We start from the raw sequence: 26,497 nt of genomic DNA, 5'->3' as shown, positions 1-26,497 counted from the left end.
GAAGCGCCGCCGCGGTTATCGGACTTTTGGGTTCGTCGCTACGGTCGCCGTCGGGGTCTGAGGAACTCGCTTCGCTCAAACAGTCCTCGCCCTTTTCCCTCCGTCTTCCTTGCGACTTCACCGCCCGATAAAGGCGGAATCGGGGGTTCTTCCTTGTATTCTAACCCCCTTGCCCTTTGGGCACTCTCCCTATATTTTGCGGTGTAAAACACCCCGTAAGACTACGGGGCACGGTAAGGGAAGTGGTTGGGAGTAGCTTATTTTTCTTCTTTCTTTGATACTCGCGGAATGAGAATCGATGTATATAATTGTAGGACAGCGGCGACAGTAAGCAACATAATCCAATCGGGGTCTTCTTTGAACATGAAATATGAAGAGGCTACCAAAAAGAGAGAGGAGAATGTTTCGATGTGGTAGAGTCTTTTTAACCGGAAATTTTTCCCTTTGTAACGGAATGTGAGTCTGCAAACGGCCATACCTGCGGCTCCGAAAGCATAAATGTATGGAACCCACGGCATTTTGAGCATGAACAAGGGCATAGCCGCCCCTATAATGACGGCAATGGAGGATACCATGAATAGTATATTGCGTGTTTGCTGGTTCATATTTATCGTATGTGTTATAGTGTTATTTTTTATTTTCGATGAGATAGATGTCTTCGTTGGGTTTACTCATAAGATATTGTTCGCGCGCGACTTGTTCAATGATATTTTTGTCGGTTTTCAGTTCTTCTATTCTATGGTTGTAGTATTCGGTCGTATCGTTTTGTGCCGCTATTTGTTTACGCAGGTCGTTGATTTCGGCATCGTATTTTATGCGTTGTATACAGCTGTTTTCATCGATGAAGATGATGAAAATAATGAATATGGCAAGAAATAATTTCCCGACGGAGATCCGGTTACGAATGAATGAGAATACTTTGTTTTTGTCCAGTTTCATCGGAACGAGATTGAAGTCACAGATTTTCGGGTAAAAGTACGAAAAATTTTTCTTCGGACAAATGGAGCGTCGTGTTTAGTGTTTGATTCGTTCCGTAAATTTCGGAAGTCTGTCTTAAAGTGTTTGTACAATTTATTATGCTGTGTTTCATGTCTATGATGTGGAATGCCCGGTGAATTACATCACCGGGGTTTGAAACAGAAAATCGAAAGGTTTGCTGTCTCGTAAATCTTTTATAGCATCGTCTGCATAAATTTCTCCGTTCGATAGCGGGAGTTTTTTCACTTTTGCCGACGGACTGAAATCTATTTTCTTCAAGTCGAGCCAAAATAAATTGGGGGTGAGTGTCGATTCGAAGTAATATACTTTGTTCTTTTGATCGGAGATTGACCTCCAACGGGTAGAGGAGATGTGCGGTTTGTCGGGTGTATTTATACCTAAGGGAACCGATACATTGCGCATGACACTCAATACACTGGGTACTGCGATTTTGGCATCGGAGGTTTGGGGGATTGCTTTTATGTAGAAAGAAGCTCGTACAAAACGGTCGCTCGCCCGGTTTGTTCCCGGTAACATTACCAGTCCTCCGATTTCTTCCCAATAGCGGTTAATGGCTAATTGTTCTTCATACCGAGGTGAGTTTGTCATCACTCTATATTCTTTTCCTTCGTGGATATTCAGTTTCCCGTCGAGATATTCCAAGATTGCCGTATTCCCGGTTTCGTCGGTAATTGCTAAGTGCAGGGTAGATTCGGGTCCATTGTTCGGCATGCGTGGAGCGTCTATGCGGAAGGTTTCTTTTTTCAATTCTTCGACAGCTTCGTGCACAGTTGCAAAATTGTCGAGTACATATTGGGTCCATATGCTGATTCCCATTACCGGACGGGTATCGCCCGGCAGTGAATAGACGGACTCGGGTAAAAATAGCAGGCTTGCCACCAATCCTTTTTCGTTTATTCCGTCACAGGTTCCTATATCGTATCCTGTCGCAATTACACTTCCGTATTTAGAGGTCCAATTCACGGTTTCGCCCTTGTTGTATCCGGCTCGTTTCATTCCACGAGGAAAGACGTAGATGTTCGACATAATGTCTTCTTTCCAGTCCATCGTACGGCCTGTTATTACCATTTGTTCGGGGCCGATATACACGGCGCGTGTACAGGCTTCCATAGGCTCTATGTTCCCGGTTGAAACGGCTGCCAACGCTAAAAATGCTCCTGTCATACTTTTTTTCATTATGTTCATATTTACTTTCATTATAGAGGTTGTTTTTTTAAGAACAATCGATGGGCGATTATTATCGGTTTAAAAGGAACATTAAACGGGTTCTTAGGTTTATTTAAGAAGCTGTTTTAAATTTATAGAGAAATAATATTATCATTTCAAGCAGGTATGTTCCGGCCATATTGCGCCCCTGTCTCGCATCTAGAATCCCTTGATTTTTATCAATAGCCCGCTATTGACTGCCTATCTCGGACTCCAATCTGCTTCAACATAGATCTCAATCTGTCTCGGAATAAATTTAAAACAGCTTCTAAGAATAGCGAGTGGAGTTGGCGGGTGCGTTATGGCTAAAAAGCGAGGGTCTCGAAATGCCATTCGAGACCCTCACTTTTTAAGATTTTATTTTCTCTGATCGTTGGCTTATCAGAAGCTATCGGAGAATAGTTTTGACTCGGAAACTTTGACTACTTTTCCGTATTTTTCAAGAGCCTTAGTATCGAAATCTTTCGGATTTCCTACGATGGCGATAACAACCGGTTTTCCCTTGATGTTCTCGTTGTAGAAATCGATGATGTCCTCGAATTTGAGCGTTTCGATCTTTTTCATTTTGTCGATGGCCGGATCTTGTGTATAGCCCATTCGTTTCCATGCCTCATATACGGCACTTGCAGAACGGAATCCCGGTTTCGCACTGAGGATAGATTCTTTGATATTGGTTTTTACTACGTCGAAACGTTCGGGTGTGGACGGCATATCTTTCAACAAATTCATGTAAATTTCGATAGCGTCGAGCGTTTTGTCTCCCTGAGTGCCGACAAATCCTTGAAATAGCGTGTTTCGACCGGCAACGGAGGGAGTTCCCACGATACCGTAGGAGGTATATGCCATGGCTCGTTTTTCGCGAATTTCATCTACGACGAGGCTTCCGAATCCGGCTCCAAAGTAGCTTGAAAAGGCTTCGATGAATATATCGTCTTTTACATCGAATGGTTTTCCTTCTATAAAGAAGTATATTTTACTTTGAGTCGCTTTGCTGTTGGGCAGGAAGAAAATCGTATTTTCGGTATATTGTTGTCGAGGACGTAATTCGGGAGAGGTAGAGGGCATTTCTTGCGCTTTCAACGGCAAGTTTTGGCTCAATACTTGATATACGTCGTCGAATGGCGCCGTACCTACGTAATAGATTTCACATTCGTAATTCGTGGCGGCTTGGAATTGAGTCGTCAGATCTGTAATAGAAAGGTCTATTAAATCACGAGTGGGGATGCGTTGCAGGTAGTCTGAACTATCCTTGTATAATACATATGACGTGAGGGCACTTTCCAATGTCCCGATACTGCTTTTTTCCATCTGGCGAGAGCCGAACGCGCTACCGATGAGGCTTTGCAACTGCTTGTCGTCGAGTTTGGGGAAAAGGATTTGTTTGGAAAGAAGCTGGCAGGCTTTTACCAAATCTTTTTCGTATCCGCTCATCATGACATACATGTAGTTGTCGTCCACAGCGTATGTGCAATTTGCATTTAATTCGCCCATAGCCCGTTTGAATGCCAACGGTTCGATATCGGGCAGCATACCTGCGTTGTTCATCAGGGCGACGGCATATTCGAGTTTAGGCATCTTTTTCGTTCCGATGCCGTATTTCAAAGTCATCGTGAATACGTCGTTCTCGGGGTTGAGATTGTAGAACAGTTTGCTGCGTGTGTTGATTTGCTTTTGTTGGATAGAGTTGAAGTCGCAGTATTTTACTTCGGGCATGTTGACCGGTATACTTTCTACCCATTTAGCATATTCCGATTTGGCTCCTTTTTTCGTCTCGATGGGTTTGTAATCGGGCTTTTTTAGTTTTTGTCCTTTGCTGTCGAGGTTTTTCGCTTCTTGAATATTCAAAGCGAGGTAATTGTCGTTAAAGTATTTTTTTGCTACGGCTTTCACCTCGTCGATGGTGACGGCTTTGACTTTTTCTTTGAAGTTGACGATGTCCGACGGATCGGCTCCCGTATTGAAAAGAGAGGCTAAGATATAAGCCTTCATTTCGTTCGATTCCATTTGCAGGTCGTATTCGCGTATCAGGTTTTGTTTGATAGCTTCGAGGGTCGCTTCGTCGAACTCCCCGTTTTGCAGTTGGCGCAAAGAGGATAATACGATTTTTTCTACCGATTTGTGACTGTCCCAACGATTTTGGTTCGCATCGAAAGAGGGAATGGCATTGATCATGAGAATCCCTGCATCTCGCATGGCATTTTGAGATGCGCCTACGCTCATGATGTCGCCGTCGAGTTGCAGTTTGTCGAGGATACCGGTTTTTTGTGAATTGGAGAGAAGTTGGCAACAGATTTCCAATGCGATTTCTTCTTTGTCGTTCGAAGGAACTCCGTTATAAATGAGGGCCAGCATAGGATAATAGAAAATTTTCGCGCTCTTTTCCGTGCGACCTTTGAATTGGCGGACGGGTTTCTTTTCCCGATGTATCTCGGCTCGGCGGGGAACTCTTTCGAATTTATCGCGAATCATCGGTATTGCCTCTTTGGCGTCGATGTTACCTACCAGAATGATAGACATATTCTGAGGACCATACCATGTATTATAGAAATCGATCAGTTTACTCAACTGGGGATTTTTCAAGTGTTCGGGGAGACCGATAATGGGACGGGCGTACGGGTGATCTCCGAATGCTTGTTCATAGATGAACTCTCTCATTCTCGATCCGCGGTCGTCGTTATACATGTTGTACTCTTCGTATACGGCTTCCAATTCGGTCTGGAAGCCCCGGAATACGGGGTCTATAAGACGTTCGGAATAGATTTCGAGCCATTTTTCGAGTTGCGAAGGCGGGAAAGAATTGTGGTATTCCGTTTGGTCGTAGCCTGTGCTGGCGTTTAGTCCTTGTCCTCCCATGTGGTCTACCAAAAGGGAAAATTCATTTCCTGCGGCATATTGGGCTGCTTCACGGGTCAGGTCGTTAATTTCCTTGTCTACGGCTTCGCGGGCAGCGGGGTCGCTTAATGCTGCTCGTTCGTCATACTTGGCGATAATTTTTTCATAGATGGGTTTCTCTTTTTCCCAATCCAGTGCATCGATGGTTTGGGTCCCTTTGAACATGACATGCTCCAAGTAATGAGCCAGTCCGGTGTATTGTTCGGGATCGTCGACCGAGCCTACTTTGAAAGCGATCATACCGAATACATCGGGTTTACTTTTGTCTTCCCAAATGTAAACCGTTGCTCCATTACGTAGAGTCATTACGCTAAGTTGTTGGGCTTTACCCGGAGTAAAAAACAGACATAGCGCGATAAAGCACAATAGATGTTTGATTTTCATATTGTTAAGTATTTGTGTGATTGTGTTTGCAAAATATTCCTATTCTTAGGAGCAAAAATAACATAAAATTACTAACTTGTAGTCGTTTTTGACAAATTTAATTTTGAATGTTTATAAATTTATTCTTATGAAAAGATTGTTATTTGCCGGATTACTGGGGGTGATTACCTCTCTTGGGCTTCGGGCGGGAGAGCCTACAACTATGTGGCCGTATTTATTCGATGATTTTATGGAGGCTTCTATTTATTCCAAATCGGGGAATAAAGGGGAGGCGAAAGTAAACATTCATTTATTGCGTAACGATTTGCACTATTTGAATGGTTCGCAGATATACTGTCCCGATAATCAAAACGATATCGGTCGGGTTGTTTTTGCCGACAGTACCGAATTCGTACGTTGCGAGAATTTTTTTATCGAGGTATTGGGCGAGACACCGCAAGCGATTCTCGGTCGTAGGACGACGGGCGATTTCGACCGTTTGCTGCAAGGGACGGGGGCTTACGGTACATCGTCGTCTACTTCGGCGGTCGATAATTTGTCGAGTTTACAGCTCGGCGGCATTGCCAATCTCAATTACGATATGATTCGCGTGGAGCGTGAAAACGGACAGACATTACCGGTGTCTACTCGGTTGTGTTTCATTATCGGTGGTGAAATTGTCAATGCCAATAAAAAATCTGTTTCGAAGCTCTTGCCCGAATCGAATAGAAAAGAGTTTGATGTATTTCTTAAAGCGAATAAGATCAAGTGGAGTAAGGTCGATCATTTGCAAAAGGTTCTTGAATATATTTCTCCTCTTTTAGGGAAATAGTTGTAAGATTCCATAAGAGTTTTTGATTGTGGGGTTTAACCCCCTCGCCCTTTGGGCACTCCCCCTATATTCCCTAACGGAAACACCCCGTAATGCCACGGGACACGGCAGGGGAGAGGGTGATACCTGATTTGTTACTGCCGATGTTTTCTAACCCCTCCGTCACTGCGTGCCACCTCCCCTATATTTTGCTGTGCAAAACACAGAGGAGGAGGGTGAGATGTATTTTCCTTTCGCTTCTGCTCCGATTTTATACGTGACACCCCGCAATGCCACGGGACACGGCAAGGGAGAGGGTGATACCTGATTTGTTACTGTTACTGTTACTGCCGATGTTTTCTAACCCCTCCGTCCTTCGGACACCTCCCCTATATTTTGCTGTGCAAAACACAGGGGAGGAGTTTTAAAATATCTTTCCGATAGTGAAACGTGAATCCTTGCTGTTTTAAGAGCCGACTTTCTTATTTTTCAGAATATAGGGAGGAGGGGATTCTTTTTCTTTTGTGGTCTAGTATTTTTATGTGGTGAGCAGGAGCTATTTAACCTTCTCCCCTGTGTTTCCGTAGGGAAATATAGGGGAGAGACCGAAGGAACGGCAGTTTCTGAGGAGAGGGGTTGAAAAAGATCGTTTATTTGTTCATTTTTCTCAACAGCGAGAAGAACGAACCAAGAAGCGCCGCCGCAGTTATCGGGCCTTTTGGCTTGTCGCTACGGTCGCCGTCGGGGGGGCTGCGGAACTCGCTCCGCTCAAACAGTCCTCGTCCTTTTCCCTCCGTCTCCCTTGCGTCTTCGCCGCCCGATAAAGGCGGAATCGGGGATTGTTACTGTCGCTGTTTTTTTTAACCCCTCCGTCACTGCGTGCCACCTCCCCTATATTTTGCGATGCAAAACACAGGGGAGGAGTTTTAAAATATCTCCGATAAAATGATAACTGAGATGCTCCGAAATGCTACGGGACACGGCAGGGGAGGTGGGGTAATGTTGGTAGCGGAAACGAAATTGGGTATAGATCTTTTTTCCTTATATTGTTTCGCAACGCAGGGGGAGAGATTAGATGAAAATTCGGGCAGCCTAAAAAGGTAAGAAGGAGGTAAAAACAATTTTACGAAGGAAGAGCCGTATCATTGCTCGAAACAGAGTTTTGATACGGCTCTTTGGGGTTTAGCGGTTACAATCTGTGACTTTTCAGAAGGGTCATTTAGAAGCTGTTTTAAATTTATTGAGAAATAATATTATCATTGCAAGCAGGTATGTTCCGGCCATGTTGAGCCCCTGTCTCGCATCTTGAATCCCTTGATTTTTGTCAATAGCCCGCTATTGACTGCATATCTCGGACTCCAATCCGCTTCAACATAGGGCTCAATCTGTCTCGGAATAAATTTAAAACAGCTTCTTAGTTTTGACGCAATCGCTTCGTCGTTTTTATGGGTAATAGAATTTTATTCGAACTTGCGTTGCCAGAACCACATCTCGTTAAAAGTGAGGCTTACCGATATTCTGAAATGGTCTTCGGTAATGAGTTTAACGGGGGTGCATTGGCGATTGATGTACTCGAACGATACGTTGACTACCGATTTGTCTGTGGCAAGGGGAAAACCGAAACCGCAAGTGGCTCCGATTTCGTCCATATCGTTCCCGTTTATTTTCAGATAAGAGCGATTGTAGAAGATACCTGCCCGGTAGTTGACGTGTTCGAAATAGTTTCCTCCCATGTTTTTCGGACGGAATTCGGCTCCCAATGCTATTTTTAATCGGTTATTGAATTGTCCTTTGGAAGATTGTAATTGTCCGGCGGTGAGATTCGTAAATTTGGCATCGGCCCAATTCTGGTAGGTTACGTCGGCCGCTATGGTAAGGCGTTTGTCGTAGTTGTAACTGATACCGCCGCCGTATGTCGAGGCCAATGAATAATTATTTTTCATTTTCAGGGTATCGGCATCGATCGTCGTGTTGGAGCTTACATCGTAGGTACTGGTGTATGCCCGGCCCAATAGGGTTTTCCCGGGGGAGTAAACCGCACCGAGCGTGATCGTGTGCTTTTTGTTCCATTCTATGGCGTATTGGGCTCCGAACGATAAATGGTAGTCGCGTACTTTGAGCATGGTTTCGAAAATGCCGCTGCTGCCGCTCTCCGGTACTACGGTGTTGGTGTTGGTGAGGTTGCCGAAGAGGTAGCTGATGTTGGCTCCTATCGAGAATCCTTTGAAGGGTCTACCGCTTACTCCCACATAGGCTTGTGAGATGTTGCCATCGCCCGACCGGCTATCCGAGCCGTTGTCTATGCTGTTTATGAAAGAGTAGCCTACATTGGAATAGGGCAGGAGCCCCACGCTACCGGCCATGTACCGTCCCAATGGAAACTGCATGACGATGTAGTCGAGCGACCCGCTTTGGCTGTTTTCTTTTAGCGAGCCTTCTCTGGTGATTGTATTTTGATAGGTGAGTCCTATATCGAAAAGAAAAGTGAGCGAATCCATGCTTGCATAGGAAGCCGGGTTCATCACATTGATTTGCCGATTGTTGTGCAAGGCATATCCTACGCCACCCATAGCTCGTTGAGCGCCTATGGCGTTGTCACCCAAAATACCATATCCGAATCTGGAATAGGGCGAGCTTGTCCCGTTTTGGGCAAAGGCGACGAGCCCTATCGACAAGCAGATAAAGAGAATTTTATATTTTAGCATTTTCTTGTAAGATTCTGTTTAAGCCGGTTAGTACCAAGTTTTCGTCCACAAAGATGCGACTTTTTATTTTTGCAGCCAATTTTAAGGCATCTCCCCCTGTTAAAAAAACGAAAAGGTCGGGATAAACCTTGTTTAACCGGGCTATATATCCTTCTATTTCATAAGCGACGCCGAGCACAGCTCCTGCCCGCATGGCGGTTTCGGTGCTGAATCCTATTTCGGGTGTCTCTCCTGCATCGTCGATGAGGGGGAGTTTTCCCGTGTGTTCGTGCATGGCCCGTAATCTCAATCGGATGCCCGGTGCTATGTTTCCGCCGGCAAACGTACCGTCGGCGGTGAGTAGATCGTAGGTGACGCATGTGCCTGCATCGACGATGAGCACTGCTTTGTCGGGGCATTGCATGGCGGCTCCCACTACTGCGGCGATTCTGTCCAGACCTAATGTTTCGGGGGTGGCATATCCTATTTTAATGGGGAGTTCCGATGAATGGTCGAATTTTAAAAAGTAGGGTAGTCGCTGTTGCAGTATCGCTATGGCTTGGGGATCGTACTCGGTCACTGTCGAGAATATGGCGGCATCGACTTCGTGAGCATCCAAGAAGTCGATAACGGTCGTTGAGTCCCATTTCGGGTAGAAATAGACATTTTGCAATCGTCCTGCCCGAAAGAGTGCCATTTTGGTTATCGAGTTTCCTTGATCGATGATAAGATTCACAGCTTAAAATTTTAGACAAAAGTACAAAAGAGAATGTGTATGCATGCATGAACGGTTCTTTTTTTTCTCAGATTTATACTAATGGGGCGATTTTGTCTATTTTCTTTTATTTTTCAACTCCCTTTTTATACGCTTGTGTTTTCGGAATGGGGCTGTTTTTTTCTGCTCGGTGAGGTTGGGTAGGGGGGATACAAAGGACTTTCTTTGACAGGGAAAGAAAGTCCTTGTTATACTAATTCGCTTTCTTTGTTCGTTCTTCTCAGCAGCGAGAAGAACGAACAAAGAAGCGCTGCCGCGGTTATCGGGCTTTTGGCTCGTCGCTACGGTCGCCGTCGGGGTCTGCGGAACTCGCTCCGCTCAAACAGTCCTCGCCCTTTTCCCTCCGTCTCCCTTGTGACTTCACCGCCCGATAAAGGCGGAATCGGGGATTGTGCTCTTGCTTGTATTCTAACCCCATCTGTTTTATTAACCCCTCCGTCACTGCGTGCCACCTCCCCTATATTTTGCTGTGCAAAACACCCCGCAATGCTGCGTGACACGGCAGGGGGAGAGTGTGATACCCGGTTTGTTGCTGCTGATGTTTTTTCAACCCCCTCCGTTTCTTTAACCCCTCCGTCCTTCGGCCACCTCCCCTATATTTTGCTGTGCAAAACACCCCGTAATGCTACGGGGCACGGCAAGGGGAGAGTGTGAGATTTGATTTTGTTGCTGCCGATGTTTTTTCAACCCCTTCTGTTTCTTTAACCCCTCCGTCCTTTGGACACCTCCCCTATATTTTGCTGCGCAAAACACAGAGGAGGAGGGAGAAACACCCTGTAATGCTACGGGGCACGGCAGAGGAGGAGGGGGAGAAGTGTCGAATGTTAATTGAATAAACGAATTGAGTTAAAATTTTGATAAGATTAGCGCTATTTGGCGATAATACGATTATAGTAGGTTCTGTTTTATATTTTATTAACATAGAATACTTCTTGTTTCTCGTATTATTTTATAATTAAATTAAGAATTATCTATTATATTGTTTCTTAATAAGTTAGTCTTGTTGTGAAAAATGTATATTTATGAATCTCCGAAAAAAGAGAATGGGTTTTATCAAAAAGAAAGCCCGAAAGGTATGTTTTCTTTCAATTTGATTTTTATATTGTGGTTTTTTTGTTATCTTTGCATGCTGAATACTTCTATGAGAAGTTGATTTGAGCATAGAGATTCGCTATTTTTATTAAGTTTTATATATATAATAAGGTTAAAAAAGGAAAGAAAAGTTTTAGTGTTAGTAGTGTGTAATGAAAAAAAACTTGACAAAGATTGTCGAGTGTGTGTAATGTGAAAAAAGAAGAAGGAATAATCGTTTATTTAAATTTAATTTCAGTCGTATGAGAAAATTAACATTGTTATTGTGCGCTCTGTTGGCTGGCATTTCGTTAGCGGTGGCTCAAACGAGTATCTCCGGTACGGTGTTGTCGGCAGAGAATGACGAGCCGGTTATCGGTGCGTCTATCTTGGTGAAGGGCGCGAATGCTTCTACTATTACCGACACGGACGGTAAGTTTACAATCAAGATCCCTGCCGGGGCATCGAGAACTTTGGTTATTTCCTACATCGGTATGGAAAAACAGGAGGTTTTTGCGCGTAATGGTATGGTCGTTAAATTGAATTCTGCCGATCATACTCTCGACGATGTCGTGGTGGTAGGTTACCAGACGATACGGAAGGAGGCCAAAACCGGTTCTATCGCGACGGTCGATGGTGATGATCTGGCTTCTATCCCCGAGACTTCGGTGGACAAGATGCTTTCCGGTAAAATGGCCGGTGTGTCGGTTTCGTCGAGCAACGGGCAACCGGGATCTGTGGCTACGATTCGGGTGCGCGGAACCAGTTCTATCGGCGCCGGTAACAACCCTTTGTATGTGGTCGACGGTATTCCCGTGGAAAGCGGTGATGTAGGCGGACTTTCCAATAGTATGAACGCGATTGCCTTGATCAACCCCAGCGATATAGCTTCGGTGACGGTGTTGAAGGATGCCGCTGCCGCTTCTATCTATGGTTCGCGTGCTGCCAACGGTGTGATTTTGATTACCACCAAATCGGGAGAATCGGGGAAATCCAAGATTACCGCCCGTGCCCGCTACGGTGTGTCCACGCTTGCCAATGACAATGACTTCGGCATGGCCAACCTCGAAGAGTATGTGCAATATCAACGCGATGCCCGTATCAATGCCGGGTATAATCCCGATGATCCCTCGTCGGAGTATTATTTTCCGCAGGCTATGGCCGGCAGACGCGCGACCAACTGGATGAAAGAGTTGACGCGTAACGGCAGCTTGCAAGAGTATGAGCTGATCGCTTCGGGCGGTGCGGGCAAGACTACTTACTATACTTCATTGTCTTATAATAAAACGAACGGTATCGTGCCGACCGTAGGTTTCGAGAAGATGCAGATTCGCGCGAACCTCGATACCGAGTTGAACAAATGGTTGAAAATGGGAACTCGTCTGCATGGCGGTTATATGAAGGTTTCCGATGTGCAAAATAGTTTGTTGGGCGATAGCGGTTTGGCTCCTACGAACCCCTTCTATTCGGGTATGGCTTTGGCTCCGACCATGAACGCTTACAACGAGGACGGAAGCTACAACTTCGATTTGCCTTTCGTGTTCAACGTGAACCCGATCGCCGCTATTCGCGAACAAGACAAATACGACAAGCAGTATAAATTCAACGGAACCGTTTATTTGGAATGGAAACCGATCAAGCAACTGACGTTCCGTACCAACAACTCTATCGAGTATGCCACGACTACCAGCCGCGCTTACAGTCCGGCTTTCGTGAACACTGCCTCTTACGGAGCTTCTTTGAACACGGCCGAGAGCCAATATCGCATATTGACTACTTCGAATACGATCGCTTATGACGACCTGTTCAACGACGACCATTCGGTGAATGTGTTGATCGGTCAGGAAGCCAATGCATATGAGTCTTCTTTCTTGCAAGGTATATCTTATCATGTGAACCAGCAACGTCCCTACCACTCTGTGGGTGTCTCGGTAGAAGACCAACGAGTGGGTGACGGTCTTACCGAAGCGGCGATGGTTTCTTTCTTCGGTGTAGCCGAATACAATTACAAAGGCCGTTATTATGTAAAAGGTTCTATTCGTACGGACGGTAGCTCTAAGTTCGGTCCCGACAGATGTTGGGGTACTTTCTGGGCTGCCAGCGCTTCGTGGAATATTCACAACGAAGATTTCATGCAGGATATCAAATCGGTACTTAATCAATTGAAATTGCGTTACAGCTATGGTGTGAACGGTAACGACAATATTGCATCCTACGCTCACTACGGTCTGTACTCCGATGTCGTGTACAACGGTATTACCGGTCAGTTGCCTTCTCAGTTGCAGAACCGCAAATTGACTTGGGAGACCAACAAGACTCACAATATCGGTATCGACTTCCGTCTGTTCGACCGTTTGAACGGTTCTATCGACTGGTATACCCGTCGTACCGAGGATATGTTGATCGCGTCTCCTCTGCCCTATACGACCGGTTTTGCTTCGCAGGCCCAGAACGTGGGTAAGATTCGCAACAGCGGTGTGGAGGTTCAGTTGGATGCCGAGATTTTCAATACCAACGACTTCAAATGGACGGCCGGCGTGAACTTTGCGGCCAACCGTTCGAAAGTGCTCGAACTTGCTCCGGGTCAGGATTTTATAGGAACGACTTTGCGTTATGTCAAGGGCGAACAGCTTTATACCTATTGGTTGTATGACTATGCGGGGGTGAATCCTCAGAACGGTAACGCGTTGTGGCGTAACGAAGAGGGGCTGTTGACCGAGAATTACGGAGAGGCTCGTCGTATCAATGCCGGTTCTCCCGAACCTCTGTGGACGGGCGGTTTCAATACCGAGCTTTCTTGGAGAGGCATATCGCTGGGCATTCAGCTCGAAGCCCGCTATGGTAACAAGGTGTTGAACCAAGACCGTTCGTTGTTCGAAGCAGACGGCTCTTACGGCGATTCGAACATTTGGAAAGGCGCCATGAATTATTGGAAGAAACCGGGCGACACCAATGTATTGCCGAAACCGGTTTACAACAATTCGAGCAACAGCTCTGCTATTTCTACCCGTTATCTCGAAGATGGCAGCTACTTGCGTATCAAGGATATTACGCTGGCATACAGCTTGCCTTCGAAATGGACCAAAAAGGCATTGATGAGCGGTGTTCGCATCTATGCCAGCGCATTGAACCTCTATACGTTCCACAACATGAACTACTGGGATCCCGAACACGGAACCTCGGGTGCTACCATCATCAGTTACCCGATGACCCGTTCGATGATCGTGGGTGTGGATATTACTTTCTAATCAATTAAAAAAGAATTGTTACAATGAAAAAAATAATTTTATCGATAGCAGTTTTAGCGTTGGCTCTTTCTTCCTGCGAGGACTTCCTGACGAAGGAGCCGCCTATGGATCAGTCAGACGAATTGGCTCTGTCGACCTTTGAAGGGATCGACGGAGCGACGGCGGGTAACTATCGGGCAGTCATCTCGTGGTATGGGGCATCGTTCCCGTTGACATTCGATGTGATGTGCGGCAACGGTATGGTAGGCCCGGTCAATACAGGACGTATGCGTATGGAACCGGCATGGAACTATACTTCGACCAGCACGATGGGCCTTTGGTCGAGCGCATATAGCGCGATACTGGGCTGTAATAAAGCACTCACGGCGATTAACGAAGGAAAATTCTCGCGCGACGGGGTAAGCGACGAGCAAATCAACAACATCAAAGCCGAGAATTTGTTCTTGCGTGCTTTGGCTTACTTCGATTTGGTACGAGTTTACGCCCAACCCTACGGTTATATCAAGGCAAACGGTATTACCGGAGTAGAAGCGATGGGTGTGCCCATCGTGTTGAAGGACGACCTCTCGGCCCGTCCCTCCCGTAACACGGTAGCGGAAGTGTATGAAAACCTCATTATACCCGACTTGGTGGAAGCCGAACGCCTGATGAGCGACAGCTATGTGCGCGCCGGGGTGAAAGATGTCGTGGCCACGGTGACGAAACCGGTTATCCAAGCCTTGATGGCACGGGTGTATCTGCACCACGAAGATTGGCAGTTGGCCGCCGATTATGCGACGAAAGTGATCAAGAACGGGCGTTTTCGTCTGCTTTCGGGCGACCGCTTCGTATCGATGTGGGACGGCTCGGTAGACGTAGCCCCCCAATCGGGCAGCGAAATCATATTTGAAGTTTACGTATCCCAGAGCGACGGCAGCCGCAGTGACCTCGGAGACTATTTGACAGCACCCGAAGTTGCAGGCGGAGCCGGTTACGGCGACGTTCGTGTGTCGAACGACCTTATCGATTTGTATGACGCAACCGATGTGCGCCTGACCGGATTGACGAAAACCAACAGCAGATATCCGGGCTACCGCTGGTCGACCAAGTATCCCGGCAAAGGCGGCCTGCTGGCCTACAATAACGTGCCGGTGTTGCGTATCTCGGAAATGTATCTGATACGTTCGGAGGCTATTTCCCGTGGAGCCACGGTATCGGGCGTAACCGCTATCGACGATTTGAACCGCGTAGCCACGAACCGTAATGCCGAGGCTTACGCCACGGTGACGCTCGATAACCTGTTCGAGGAAAGCCGCAAGGAGTTCTTGTTCGAGGGCCATATATTCTTCGATATGAAACGATTGCAGAAGTCGTTGGTTCGGACCGATTACGACTTGGATCCGCTCACGAAAAATATCGATTTCCCGAGCTATCGTTGGGCATTGCCAATTCCCGAGAACGATATTTTGAATAACAAAAACATGGATCAGAATCCCGGTTATCAAAGCAAATAAATTTTAATAGAAGACAATTATGAAAATAAGTAAATTTATATATGCGGCTGTTGTAGGAGGGGTGTTAGCTTCGTGCCAATCGGTGGATACTCCTATGTTCAGCGACAAAGATGCATTCGTGGCTTTTGACAGCAAGACCACTTCCATAGCCGAGAATGCAGCTAGAGAGGTTAAAATCCCCATTTCATTGGTGGCTTCCAAAGGGCTCGATGTGTCGGTGGGTTTTGAAATCGATACGACTGCCTATGCCGGTAAAAACGCTGCGAAAGAGGGCGTGAATTACCGTTTGAAAAATACGTCGAATACTTTGTCGTTTACCGCTGACGGCGAGATGGTCGCTTACATATCGATCGAACCTATCGATAACGACGATTATAATGGCGATGTGTGTTTCGATATCAAACTTTCTGCTCCCGAAGGCTGTAATTTAGGTGCGAACTACACGACTACCGTCACGATCAGCGATGACGACCACCCGCTGGCCGCTGCCGGAATCTTGGGAACTTATACGGCTTCGGGTGTATCGCCGTTCGAAGACGACAATGGTGCAACATTCACTTGGACTTGTGAAGTCGTGAAAGATGCAGACTATATAGATCGAGTTTGGTTTACGCAGATCGTTCCGACAGAGAGTGGAGCTGTTTACAAATCGGTAATGGGTACGGTAAGTGCCGATTTCAAGTCGATAACGATTAACGCCGGTCAGGATTTGGGTACTTATGGTAGCACTTATACTTTGTCCCTCGATTTCAATGGCGCAAGTTCGGCGACGGCTTACGTGTCGAATAACACGATTGCCATAAATACATTCGTGTTGGCTTCGGCTGCGTCCGGGGGTGAGACTGTTGGTTATCTCACGGGCGTAAGGACTCTTACATTGACAAAAGTTGAAGAATAATTAAAATCATAGAGCAATGAAAAAATATATTATAGGATTATTCTCTGCAATCTGCCTCATGGGGGCAGGTTGCACCGAATTCGAAGACTTTACGCCGGTGGATATGGGCGAAGGTCCTGCCGTAACGGTGACGGCTGAAAAAACAGCCGTGGATGCTTTCAAGGTAACCATTACTCCGGCAGAGGGAACCGTATATTATTCTTATATTGTGACCGACGAGGCGATGACTGTCGATCCCGACCAGTTGTTGCAAGCGAAATACGAAGGTTCTACATTGGTGAAAGCTGCCGAAAAACCCAGCGTGAGCGGTACGCTTTCTAACCAGAATTTAGGGGCTACGTACTATGTATATGCCGTGGCATCCAATGAAAAAGGCGTTTGCGGGGCTGTGGCTTCGGCATCTGTCGAATTGCCCGACGAAGAGGCTCCTTATTTGGTGAACGTTCCCGACGGTAATAAATATAAAGCTACGAACGGCGGACGCAGTGTCGTTTTGACTTTCAACGAGACCGTTGTTCGAGGAAGCGGTGCTATCACCTACGATGTGACGAAGGGTAACCTTACCTCTTATGCCAACGGTACGATCGAGAGTGTCGCTATCAATAATGAGTCTGTTACGATTACTTTGCCTGAAAGTGTAGTGTTCGACGAGAACGAAGCCGTATCGTATGTATTCCTCGATTTTGCCGAGGGTGCTTTCGCTGATGCCGGTGGAAATCAGTCTGCTGCATTGGTTGGTGGCGTCGATGAAGAAACTCAAACCGTTGCGGCTCCTTATTGGGAGTATACCGCTGCACAAGAAAGTGATTTTACAGGTACATTCGGATTCTTGTTCTATCAATATGATCTTCAAACACAACAACCCGGAAGTACACCTATGGGATTCGATACTGAGTTTTCATTAAAACATGCAAATAATCCTGATACTCTTGTAATAGACCATTTCTATTTTAAGGATGGGTATCCCAATCAACTGGAAGCCGAAGTGACCGATAATGGTTTTAGAATTGCTGATTTACAAATTATGGGAGTTATGCAGGTAGAAACTAATGTCGGAATGGTTAACGCTATTTTCACTTTCGCAGGACTTCCAGAGAGTGAAACCGATAATTTTGAATATGTAAACTTCGCTGAAAAAGCACAAGGCGACGAGGTTGTGTATGCGCAAGATCGTTGGTGTGGACTTTATTGCTTTAATGCCGATGCCGACCCCAGTGACAGCAATTTTAGCTTAGGGTGGTATGATTTGTGGAATGCATCTCTCTTCTTTAAAGGATCTGTTCAAGCCGCAGCCGCAAATACTAATATCCCGTCGTCGATAAAGTTGTTGAAAAACGAGATGAAATTGTCGGAAATGAAACCGTTGTCTGCAACAGAAAAACTTCATATGCAGTCCCTTATCAGACAAAATCTTAAAATGAAAAGTATTCGTTGATCCTTTTAAGGATAGAGTTATTGAGCAGCCGGTCTTTTAGAGATCGGCTGCTTTGTTATTGTCAGTACCGAGTCTGTCGTTGTAGAGTAAATCTGCGGAAGCTGGATTTAGTCGAAATCTTGTGCCTTCTCGTGACGAGAAACTTTTCGTATTTTCTTGTGAAATTTGTATATCCTTTCGTAAATAAAGGACTCTGAATAGCCGAGACATCGGGAGATGTTTCTTATAGAATCTCCGTGTATGTATTTTTTAACAATAGACCGATCGATTTCGCCGAGTGAATAGAATATTTTTGTAAAATGTTCTATATCAATCATGTTCGCTGAACAAATCCACTCCCGGATTGTTCTTAATAATCTAAGCCGTAAGAAAGAATATTTTGTCATCGCTTTTTATATAAAAAAGCCTCCGACCCTGATGAGTGAGTAATTGATACTGTAAATGGACTCCTAATGCAAATCGCTATTTGCATCATCATGGACCGGAGGCTATATAAAACCTCCTCTCGTGGTATATCTGTTCGATACCACCGCGAGTCCATTTACGGTATCAACACAAATATAAGCATATTTTTAATTAGTTTATAGTGATTTCTTAATTATTTATCGATTTTGTAATAAATAATTTTTATCTATCTTGTATTCAGATTGATAGATATTATAAAGATGCAACATAAATTTATCCTTATTTACTTATTCCTCTTTTAGACATCGACTCTTTTTTTATTCTTTTCTAACCCCTCCGTCCTTCGGCCACCTCCCCTATATTTTGCTGCGCAAAACATAGAGGAGGAGGGTGAGATGTATTCCCCTTTCGCTTCTGCTTCGATTTTATACGTGACACCCCGTAATGCTACGGGACACGGCAGGGGAGAGTTTGATACTTGATTTTGTTGCTGTCGCTGTTTTTTAACCCCTCCGTCCTCCGGACACCTCCCCTATATTTTGCTGCGCAAAACACAGAGGAGGAGGGTGAGATGTATTCCCCTTTCGCTTCTGCTTCGATTTTATATACGACACCTCGTAAGGCTGCTGGGCACGGCAGGGGAGGAGTTTTAAAATATCCTTTCGATAGTGGAACGTGAATCCTTATTTTAAGAGTTGACTTTCCTATTTTTTTTCAGAATATAGGAGGAAGGGAGATTCTTTTTCTTTCATGGTCTAGCATTTTTTATGTGGTGAGCGGGAACTATTCAACCTTCTCCCCTGTGTCGCGTAGCGGTATAGGGGAGAGACCGAAGGAACGAAGTTCCGGAGAAGAGGGGTTGAAAAGATAGCATAAGAATTTTTTGATTGTCTGGTTTAACCCCTCCGTCACTGCGTGCCACCTCCCCTATATTTTGCGTTGCAAAACACCCTGTAATGCTACGGGACACGGCAGGGGAGAGTTTGATACTTGATTTTGTTGCTGTCTCTGTTTATTAACCCCCTCGCCCTTCGGGCACTCCCCCTATCGCTGTGCGACACCCCGCAATGCTGCGGGACACGGCAGGGGAGAGGATTGGTACTTGATTTTGTTGCTGTCGCTGTATTTTAACCCCTCCGTCACTGCGTGCCACCTCCCCTATATTTTGCTGCGCAAAACACAGGGGAGGAGGGTTGAGAAGTAGCCTTTTCTTCCTATTGTTTTGTAGCGTCCCGCAATGCTGCTAGGCACGGCAGGGGGAGAGGATTGGTACTTGATTTTGTTGCTGTCGCTGTATTTTAACCCCCTCGCCCTATGGGCACTCCCCCTATATTCCTTGTAGGAACACAGGGGGAGAGGATTGATACTTGATTTTGTTGCTGTCGCTGTTTTTTAACCCCTCCGTCCTCCGGACACCTCCCCTATCGCTGTGCGACACCCCGCAATGCTGCGGGGCACGGCAAGGGGAGAGGATTGAAAGTGGTATTTCTCTGTTTTAACCCTCTTGCCCTGTTGGGCGTTTCCCTATATATTGTTACGGAAATATTGGGGGAGTGGGGGTAATTCTGTTTTTGTTACGAGGGTATTGCCGTGTAAAGAAAATAAATACTTCATTTTGTCGGATAAAAAACATAGAAAATGTTAAATTGTTGCAGAATATATTCGGATTGCCTATTTTTGTCAGTCAATATAAAAATATATTTGTAAAACGAAACCCAAAACCGATTATGAAATATAGATTATTGTTATTAGTGGCAGTGCTTTTCTCATGGATAGGTGGGAATTATGCGGCGGTAGTGCCCGAAAGCACGGCGGTAGAGACGGCCAATATGCTGTTGAGTCAACGGGGCGGCGTTCTGTTTAAAAGCGGTAAAGCCCAAGTGGAAACCATATTTCAAGGAAATGAGCCGATGTATTATATCATTCGGTTTGAAAAAGGTGGGTGGGCTTTGATTTCGGCCGAAGATACCGTAGATCCCTTATTGGGATATTCGTTCGATAGCGAGTATGTTTCGGAAGGCCAACCGGAATGGATAAAAGGTTGGTTGAAAGAATATACCGACCAAATAAAAATAGCTCGTCAAACCCCGGCTCTCCAACGTCATTATCGTTGGGCGGGCGATCTCGTAAGCCGTGCGACAGAGGATAGAATCGATCCGCTGATAACAGTAGCATGGAATCAAGATTCACCTTACAATAGTCTTTGTCCTCAAATGTCCGGCGGTCCGGGCGGTCGAGCCTACGTCGGTTGCGTGGCCGTAGCTATGGGGCAGGCTCTGACCGTAGTGCGGTATCCGTTGCGGGGACAGGGAACGAAATCCTATACATCGACGAATGCCGGCTTTTTGTCGGTCAATTTCGACAACGAACCCGATTATGATTGGGATGCGATTTTATCGGGAGCCAATAATTATAGCGAGGTAGCCAGATTGTTGTACCATTGCGGGGTGTTGATCGATATGGAATACGGTGCAGACGGTTCAGGAGCCATAACACAAAATATCCCGGGGTATTTCAGACACTATTACGGTTTCCCGGAGACATGTACGACCTATTCTCGCGACATAGATTATGCCGGAAAGGACAATGAATGGCACGAGCTTATTCAAAGCGAGTTGAAACGAGGTCGTGCGGTCATCTATGCCGGTAACGAAGGGAACCAAGTGGGACACTGTTTTAACCTCGACGGCTGGGACGGATTTACCAGTTACCATGTAAATTGGGGCTGGGGAGGTGTAAATAATGGATTTTACACGTTAGATAACTTAGGAGACCATGTACAAGGATCCTATCCCGATAATCATAGAGTGGTCGTAGGGGTGGCTCCGAAATCGGAAACCCCGTATGACATACGCCTGAGTACGACTCGCGTGAAAATAGGAACTCCGGCGGGAGTCGCAGTCGCCGATGTCACGGTATTGAGCGACATGCCTGATGCCGAATATGAATTCGAACTGAAAGGAATGATGCAATTCGGCGGTACTTATGCCGAACCGAGTTACGAAGTCCGTGACGGTAAGCTCTATACGACAAAGTTGATCGAGGACAAAGCCGTTCACAAAACTGTTTATATCAAGGCGATTCATAAAGAAAGCCGTAATTCTTATGAAAAGAAATTCGATTTGCAGCTTTCGACTTCGGGTATCGACGAAGTGCTTGCCGAAGATGTTAAAATTTATCCGGTTCCTGCCACCGATGTACTTACGATAGAAGTACCTTATGCCGAAGGCAAATATGCTATCTATAACGTGGCGGGTATGGCGTTGCAAAGCGGTGAGATTGACGATAACGTGACGACTGTCGATGTCTCGAATCTTTCGAAAGGCAGCTATATGTTGCAATACTCTACGTCGCAGGGAGTTGTGGTAAAATCGTTTATCGTGAAATAATTTGTATGATTAGCCATAGTGTGGAAACGCCTCGGGGAACCGGGGCGTTTTTTTAATCCCTTGTGTCTTTACCGCCCGATAAAGGCGGGTATTTTCCCCGTGCTTTTGATTTCTTTCTCAACCCCCTCCCTTTTTAACCCCCTCGCCCTATGGGCACTCCCCCTATATTCCTTGTAGGAACACAGGGGGAGAGGATTGAAAAGTAGTCTTTCTCCCTATGTTGTTTTGTAGCTCCTCGTAAGGCTGCGGGACACGGCAGGGGAGGAGTGTGATACCCGGTTTGTTGTTGTCGCTGTTTTTCAACCCCTCCGTCCTTCGGACACCTCCCCTATATTTTGCTGTGCAAAACACAGAGGAGGAGGGGATACTTGATTCTGTTGCTGTCGCTGTTTTTTAACCCCTCCGTCTTTTTAACCCCCTCGCCCTACGGGCACTCCCCCTATATTCCTTGTAGGAACACAGGGGGAGAGGATTGAAAAGTGGTCTTTCTCCCTATGTTGTTTTGTAGCTCCTCGTAAGGCTGCGGGGCACGGCAGGGGGGAGGTTAAAATATCTTTCCGATAGTGGAATGTGAATCCTCTGCTGTTTTAAGGATTGGCTTTGCCAAGAGGATAATTTCGTGGGATTATTTGGAGAGCCGTGTAACTATTTATAATTTTGTGACATAGTTTATCTGGAATGGCAAAAAAAGAAAATACCGATAGGTGGTTTATCAGTATCTCCCGTTTGTGGGTGGTGGCGTTTGTCGCTTTTCCTTTGTTGTGGAGTGCGTGTTCGGGGCCTAAGAACGAAGTGGTGAAGGGATTCGAAGATGCCGCGGAAGTTCCTACGTTGCGTACGCTCGATGTCATGACTCTTATTTCAGATTCGGGTGTGACGAGGTATCGTATCAATGCTCCCGAATGGTTGATGTATGAGAACGCCCAAGAGCCATACTGGTATTTCCCTCGGGGATTGCATGTGGAGAAGTTCGATTCTGTTTTCGCTACCGAGGCCCTTATTCAGGGCGATACGGCTATTTATTTTAAGAACAAACAGTTGTGGCGGCTCGACCGGAATGTGCGTATAGAGAATACGAAAGAAGAGGTTTTTCTTACGTCTCAAATCTTTTGGGATCAGCGTAAACGGGAGATTTACTCCGATTCGTTCATTCATATAGAAACTCCGGACGAAGTCATCGAGGGGTATGGGTTTACGTCTAACGAACAGATGACCCGGTATAAAATCCGTCGTACCAGCGGTATATTCCCTATCAAGCGGGATTCTGTCCCTCCCGATTCGGCGAAGGTCGATAGTGTCGCCGTTCCTAAACAAGCGATAAAGCCATGAATTGGATTTTGATTATTATCATAGCGTTGCTTTTCTCGGCCTTTTTTTCGGGTATGGAGATTGCTTTCGTGTCGTCGAATAAAGTGCGGGTTGAACTGGATATGAAACAGCAGGGCATGATGTCGAAGATATTGGGGCTGTTTTATGGAAACGAGGAGCAGTTTATCTCGACCATGCTGGTGGGCAATAATATAGCTTTGGTTATTTACGGTATGGGCATGGCGGCTCTTTTGGAGCCGGTCATAGCTTTGGTGTGGAATCAGGAGGCTTTTGTCGTTTTGATGCAGACGTTGCTGTCCACTTTGTTAATTTTGTTCGTGGGTGAATTTTTGCCCAAGACGATTTTCCGTGTTAACCCGAATGCGACGATGCGTTTTTTCTCTCCTTTCGTGTGGTTGCTTTATGTCGTTTTATATCCGATTTCGAAGTTTACGTCTGTCGTTTCCAAATGCGTGATGAGACTGGGGGGAGTGAAGATCGCACATCAACCTTATGGAGCCCTGATGAGCAAGATAGAACTTGACTCGTTTATCCAGAAAAGTATAGAAGAATCTGATTCGGGCGAACCGGTGGAGCCGGAGATGAAAATATTCCAAAATGCTCTCGACTTTTCGAATATTCATTTACGGGATTGCATGATACCCCGTACCGAACTCGTGGCTGTGGATATCGACGAGGTTACGGTGGAGGAGTTGTTGCAAACGTTCATCAGTACCGGCATATCCAAAGTGGTGGTTTATCGCGAGAATATCGATAATATTCTGGGATATATCCATGCATCGGAGATGTTTCGTCGGCACGAGGATTGGAAAAAGAGTATTCGCCCGGCTGTTTTCGCTCCCGAGAGCATGTTGGCCAATAAGTTGATGCGCACTTTGATGCAACAGAAGAAAAGTTTGGCTATTGTGGTCGATGAGTTCGGGGGAACTGCCGGACTGGTAACTCTTGAAGATTTGGTCGAGGAAATATTCGGAGACATCGAGGACGAACATGATACTCAAAATCTTGTCGCCCGTAAAGTGAGCGACGACGAATTCGAGTTTTCGGGACGTATGGAAATCGAGCGAATCAATGAGGATTTCGGATTGGATATTCCCGAATCGGACGATTATCTCACGATCGCCGGGTATATCTTGTATCATTATCAGACATTGCCGAGGCTCGGAGAGACCGTGGAAATAGGGAATTACCGGTTTACTATTTTACAACGAAAAGCTACGAAAATAGAACTTGTACGCATGAAAATAGAGAAATAAGAGATTTTTTTGTACTTTCGCTGCCGATATAAATCCAAATTTTTGTATCTTCGTGCCCTTAGTAAAAGAGGATAAAAAAATAATAAAATATAAAACTAAAATTCATTCAAAGTAACAAATGGCTACGTTAAACAAAATCAGAAGTAAAGCCGGCCTGCTCGTGGTAATTATAGGGGTCGCCTTGCTCGCTTTTATCGTAGGGGACTTCCTGAATTCGGGACATACCTTCTACGCCATGAATCAAAACAAAGTCGCTGTCGTGAACGGGACGAATATCGGAGTCGAAGAATTTCAAGAACGTGTAAAGGTACGTACAGATGAATTACAACAAATGTATGGACAACGCGGAATGACTTTGCCCGAAGGGTATGTTTCCCGTATCAATCAAGAGGTTTATGACCAGATGGTGAATGAAATATTGTTGAGCGAGGAACTTGAAGAACTGGGAATCATTGTCAGCAAAGAAGAACTTGCCGACTTGCTAAGCGGTGACAATATATCTCCGCAAGTGCGCCAGTATTTTACGAATCCTCAAACCGGAGAGTTCGACCGTCAAGGCTTGCTTAATTTTATGCAGGTGGTTCTCGATCCGGAATCTCATGGATACAATACACCGGAGTTGCTCGCACAAATAGAGCCTCAACGCCAAATGTGGCTCAGACTCGAACAGGAGGTTAAACAAAATCGTGCCGTTCAGAAATTTGCCAATTTATTGAATCGTGCGATTATGCCGAATAAGCTGGATCTTGAAAATTCGTTCGAGGATAATAAAACTTCGGCCAATATAGCTTATGCTTTACAACCGTATACATCGATTGCCGATTCGACGATCGCTGTAAGCGACGGTGAGCTTAAAGCCGAATACAACAAGATGAAGTCGTTTTATAAAACGCCCGAACGTCGTTCGATCAAATACATCACGGTAAATATCGTACCCAGTGAGGCCGATTATGCCAAAGCTAAGGAAAAGGCAGAAATGAACGAATCGGTATTCGCTACGACGGACGATGTGGTGGCTTTTATCGCCAATAATTCCGATGAGTCTTATGACGATTCTTTCGTGGCTATTTCGTCGATGCCCGAAAAAATGAAAAAATTTGCACAAACGGCCAGTGTAAATGAATCGTCTCCGATGGAATTCGAAAACGATACTTATACGATGTATCGTTTGATGGATACGAAGGTCGCCCCGGATTCGATCAAAGTTCGTTTGCTTTCGTTTCAACCCCGTTCGACAGAGATCGATAGCGTTTTGAATGTGTTGAATCATGGAGGAAGTTTCGCCGAACTTGCTCCGAAATACAACGGGAATGATGAAATTTGGTTAATGGAAAATATGGCTTCCAGCGTGGGAAGACCTTTCATCAACAAAGTATTTAGCGAGAATGGAAACGGTTATTTCAAGGCCGAGAGCTTGGGCGGGGAACACATTGTACAAATATTGTCGCGTACGGCTCCGGTGAAAAAAGCCAAAGTAGCGGCTTATGTTTTGGCTGTCAATCCCAGTACAGAAACTCATACCGCTCTTTATAACCAGTTGTCTTCTTATAGTGCAGCCAATAATAATGCAGAGAAATTCAATACGGGGGCAAAAGAGGCCGGATATACGGTTAACAGCTATGAATGCAGTGCCGAAGATTATTCATTACCCGGAATCAATGATGCCCGTCAAGCCATTCGTTGGGCGTTTAATGCCGACAAAGGCGAGGTTTCGGAAATCTTTACTCTCGATAACTCGTTCGTGGTTGCTGCTCTTGACAACATTACGAAAGAAGGATATGCTCCTCTGGAACAAGTGAAAGATATATTGGCTATGCAGATTCGTAACGATAAGAAAGCCGAGAAGATTATCGGTGACTTGAAATCGAAGAATCTCAATTCTTTGGCCGGATATGCCGAGGTTATGAAGGCACAAGTGGATAGCGCCAAGTTCGTGTCTTTCTCTTCCCCGTCTATCGCAGGTGTCGGTTACGAACCGGTGTTGAGCGGTTTGGCTCCCGTTTCGGAGAATGGAAAGCTCGTAGGTCCAGTGAAGGGATCGAGAGGGGTGTATGTGTTTACGGTTACGGACAAAACCGTTTCGGAACAACCGTTCGATGCCCAGACAGAAACTCAGAAGATTCAGCAGAATTACGGCTATCTCATCAATAGTCGCTTGATGGAAGTTCTTCGGGATAAAGCGGAAATAGAAAATACGATGATTCGTTTCTTCTAATAAACGGATTTTTTGATAAACACAGAGT

17 protein-coding genes are annotated in these 26,497 nt (G+C 45.6%); 9 read left to right on the top strand and 8 right to left on the bottom strand.

Annotated elements, in window-relative coordinates; translation table 11 throughout:
• Nucleotides 1-257 precede the first annotated feature (257 nt).
• The 4 genes from HMPREF9448_RS02610 to HMPREF9448_RS02595 all read right to left on the bottom strand — a co-directional run bounded on the left by HMPREF9448_RS02610 (nt 258) and on the right by HMPREF9448_RS02595 (nt 5,481).
• Complete coding sequence (locus HMPREF9448_RS02610; RefSeq protein ID WP_008861033.1) at nt 258-605, bottom strand: hypothetical protein; 348 nt, start codon at nt 603-605, stop codon at nt 258-260.
• Nucleotides 606-627: 22 nt separating this feature from the next.
• Nucleotides 628-939 carry an FtsB family cell division protein gene (locus HMPREF9448_RS02605; protein ID WP_008861032.1) on the bottom strand — a complete coding sequence of 104 codons (312 nt, stop codon included), beginning with the start codon at nt 937-939 and terminating at the stop codon, nt 628-630.
• 177 nt (nt 940-1,116) lie between these two features.
• Nucleotides 1,117-2,175: a linear amide C-N hydrolase gene (locus HMPREF9448_RS02600; protein WP_087879921.1), complete on the bottom strand. Its 1,059-nt coding sequence runs from the start codon at nt 2,173-2,175 to the stop codon at nt 1,117-1,119.
• 411 nt (nt 2,176-2,586) lie between these two features.
• On the bottom strand, nt 2,587-5,481 hold the full coding sequence (locus HMPREF9448_RS02595; protein ID WP_008861030.1) for a M16 family metallopeptidase: 2,895 nt from the start codon (nt 5,479-5,481) through the stop codon (nt 2,587-2,589).
• Nucleotides 5,482-5,608: 127 nt separating this feature from the next.
• Between HMPREF9448_RS02595 and HMPREF9448_RS02590 the strand changes: the two genes are divergently transcribed.
• Nucleotides 5,609-6,292, top strand: coding sequence for a hypothetical protein (locus tag HMPREF9448_RS02590; protein WP_008861029.1), 684 nt, complete (start codon nt 5,609-5,611; stop codon nt 6,290-6,292).
• 685 nt (nt 6,293-6,977) lie between these two features.
• On the opposite strand, the gene HMPREF9448_RS14585 is transcribed toward HMPREF9448_RS02590, so the two are convergent.
• From HMPREF9448_RS14585 to HMPREF9448_RS14580, 4 genes are all read right to left on the bottom strand, one after another.
• Nucleotides 6,978-7,157 (bottom strand): hypothetical protein, encoded by a 180-nt coding sequence (locus HMPREF9448_RS14585; RefSeq protein ID WP_157260320.1) that lies wholly within the window; start codon nt 7,155-7,157, stop codon nt 6,978-6,980.
• Nucleotides 7,158-7,731: 574 nt separating this feature from the next.
• A complete protein-coding gene (locus tag HMPREF9448_RS02585; RefSeq protein WP_008861027.1) occupies nt 7,732-8,976 on the bottom strand; it encodes a hypothetical protein in 1,245 nt (414 codons plus the stop codon).
• Entirely contained in the window at nt 8,963-9,691 is a 729-nt protein-coding gene (locus tag HMPREF9448_RS02580) for a type III pantothenate kinase (protein WP_008861026.1), read from the bottom strand. The genes HMPREF9448_RS02585 and HMPREF9448_RS02580 overlap by 14 nt, the downstream gene beginning before the upstream one ends.
• A gap of 298 nt (nt 9,692-9,989) precedes the next feature.
• Nucleotides 9,990-10,148, bottom strand: a complete 159-nt coding sequence (locus HMPREF9448_RS14580) for a hypothetical protein (protein WP_157260319.1) — start codon at nt 10,146-10,148, stop codon at nt 9,990-9,992.
• A gap of 916 nt (nt 10,149-11,064) precedes the next feature.
• Between HMPREF9448_RS14580 and HMPREF9448_RS02575 the strand changes: the two genes are divergently transcribed.
• The 8 genes from HMPREF9448_RS02575 to HMPREF9448_RS02535 all read left to right on the top strand — a co-directional run bounded on the left by HMPREF9448_RS02575 (nt 11,065) and on the right by HMPREF9448_RS02535 (nt 26,469).
• Entirely contained in the window at nt 11,065-14,049 is a 2,985-nt protein-coding gene (locus HMPREF9448_RS02575; RefSeq protein WP_008861024.1) for a SusC/RagA family TonB-linked outer membrane protein, read from the top strand.
• Between the two features lie 23 nt (nt 14,050-14,072).
• A complete protein-coding gene (locus HMPREF9448_RS02570) occupies nt 14,073-15,542 on the top strand; it encodes a RagB/SusD family nutrient uptake outer membrane protein (RefSeq protein WP_008861023.1) in 1,470 nt (489 codons plus the stop codon).
• A gap of 19 nt (nt 15,543-15,561) precedes the next feature.
• Nucleotides 15,562-16,440 (top strand): hypothetical protein, encoded by an 879-nt coding sequence (locus HMPREF9448_RS02565; protein WP_008861022.1) that lies wholly within the window; start codon nt 15,562-15,564, stop codon nt 16,438-16,440.
• A gap of 16 nt (nt 16,441-16,456) precedes the next feature.
• On the top strand, nt 16,457-17,875 hold the full coding sequence (locus HMPREF9448_RS02560) for a hypothetical protein (RefSeq protein WP_008861021.1): 1,419 nt from the start codon (nt 16,457-16,459) through the stop codon (nt 17,873-17,875).
• Between the two features lie 2,132 nt (nt 17,876-20,007).
• Nucleotides 20,008-21,669 (top strand): thiol protease/hemagglutinin PrtT, encoded by a 1,662-nt coding sequence (locus HMPREF9448_RS02550; protein ID WP_008861019.1) that lies wholly within the window; start codon nt 20,008-20,010, stop codon nt 21,667-21,669.
• Nucleotides 21,670-22,347: 678 nt separating this feature from the next.
• Nucleotides 22,348-22,998: an LPS export ABC transporter periplasmic protein LptC gene (gene lptC, locus HMPREF9448_RS02545; RefSeq protein ID WP_008861018.1), complete on the top strand. Its 651-nt coding sequence runs from the start codon at nt 22,348-22,350 to the stop codon at nt 22,996-22,998.
• The gene (locus HMPREF9448_RS02540) at nt 22,995-24,254 is read left to right on the top strand and encodes a hemolysin family protein (RefSeq protein WP_008861017.1); all 1,260 of its coding nucleotides are present in this window, start codon (nt 22,995-22,997) and stop codon (nt 24,252-24,254) included. Before lptC ends, HMPREF9448_RS02540 begins: the two co-directional genes overlap by 4 nt.
• Before the next feature lie 118 nt (nt 24,255-24,372).
• Nucleotides 24,373-26,469, top strand: a complete 2,097-nt coding sequence (locus HMPREF9448_RS02535) for a SurA N-terminal domain-containing protein (protein ID WP_008861016.1) — start codon at nt 24,373-24,375, stop codon at nt 26,467-26,469.
• Nucleotides 26,470-26,497 lie beyond the last annotated feature (28 nt).

Source organism: Barnesiella intestinihominis YIT 11860, assembly GCF_000296465.1.
GTDB classification, from domain to species: domain Bacteria; phylum Bacteroidota; class Bacteroidia; order Bacteroidales; family Barnesiellaceae; genus Barnesiella; species Barnesiella intestinihominis.
The sequence above is the reverse complement of the archived record's forward strand: the minus strand, read 5'-3'. Positions and strand labels throughout refer to the sequence as shown.

What these genes read in the sequence shown, in the direction of transcription:
- HMPREF9448_RS02610 (WP_008861033.1), bottom strand. Translation starts at nt 605, where the DNA reads ATGAACCAGCAAACACGCAATATACTATTCATGGTATCCTCCATTGCC.
- HMPREF9448_RS02605 (WP_008861032.1), bottom strand. Translation starts at nt 939, where the DNA reads ATGAAACTGGACAAAAACAAAGTATTCTCATTCATTCGTAACCGGATC.
- HMPREF9448_RS02600 (WP_087879921.1), bottom strand. Translation starts at nt 2,175, where the DNA reads ATGAAAAAAAGTATGACAGGAGCATTTTTAGCGTTGGCAGCCGTTTCA.
- HMPREF9448_RS02595 (WP_008861030.1), bottom strand. Translation starts at nt 5,481, where the DNA reads ATGAAAATCAAACATCTATTGTGCTTTATCGCGCTATGTCTGTTTTTT.
- HMPREF9448_RS02590 (WP_008861029.1), top strand. Translation starts at nt 5,609, where the DNA reads ATGAAAAGATTGTTATTTGCCGGATTACTGGGGGTGATTACCTCTCTT.
- HMPREF9448_RS02585 (WP_008861027.1), bottom strand. Translation starts at nt 8,976, where the DNA reads ATGCTAAAATATAAAATTCTCTTTATCTGCTTGTCGATAGGGCTCGTC.
- HMPREF9448_RS14580 (WP_157260319.1), bottom strand. Translation starts at nt 10,148, where the DNA reads ATGGGGTTAGAATACAAGCAAGAGCACAATCCCCGATTCCGCCTTTAT.
- HMPREF9448_RS02575 (WP_008861024.1), top strand. Translation starts at nt 11,065, where the DNA reads ATGAGAAAATTAACATTGTTATTGTGCGCTCTGTTGGCTGGCATTTCG.
- HMPREF9448_RS02570 (WP_008861023.1), top strand. Translation starts at nt 14,073, where the DNA reads ATGAAAAAAATAATTTTATCGATAGCAGTTTTAGCGTTGGCTCTTTCT.
- HMPREF9448_RS02565 (WP_008861022.1), top strand. Translation starts at nt 15,562, where the DNA reads ATGAAAATAAGTAAATTTATATATGCGGCTGTTGTAGGAGGGGTGTTA.
- HMPREF9448_RS02560 (WP_008861021.1), top strand. Translation starts at nt 16,457, where the DNA reads ATGAAAAAATATATTATAGGATTATTCTCTGCAATCTGCCTCATGGGG.
- HMPREF9448_RS02550 (WP_008861019.1), top strand. Translation starts at nt 20,008, where the DNA reads ATGAAATATAGATTATTGTTATTAGTGGCAGTGCTTTTCTCATGGATA.
- lptC (WP_008861018.1), top strand. Translation starts at nt 22,348, where the DNA reads ATGGCAAAAAAAGAAAATACCGATAGGTGGTTTATCAGTATCTCCCGT.
- HMPREF9448_RS02540 (WP_008861017.1), top strand. Translation starts at nt 22,995, where the DNA reads ATGAATTGGATTTTGATTATTATCATAGCGTTGCTTTTCTCGGCCTTT.
- HMPREF9448_RS02535 (WP_008861016.1), top strand. Translation starts at nt 24,373, where the DNA reads ATGGCTACGTTAAACAAAATCAGAAGTAAAGCCGGCCTGCTCGTGGTA.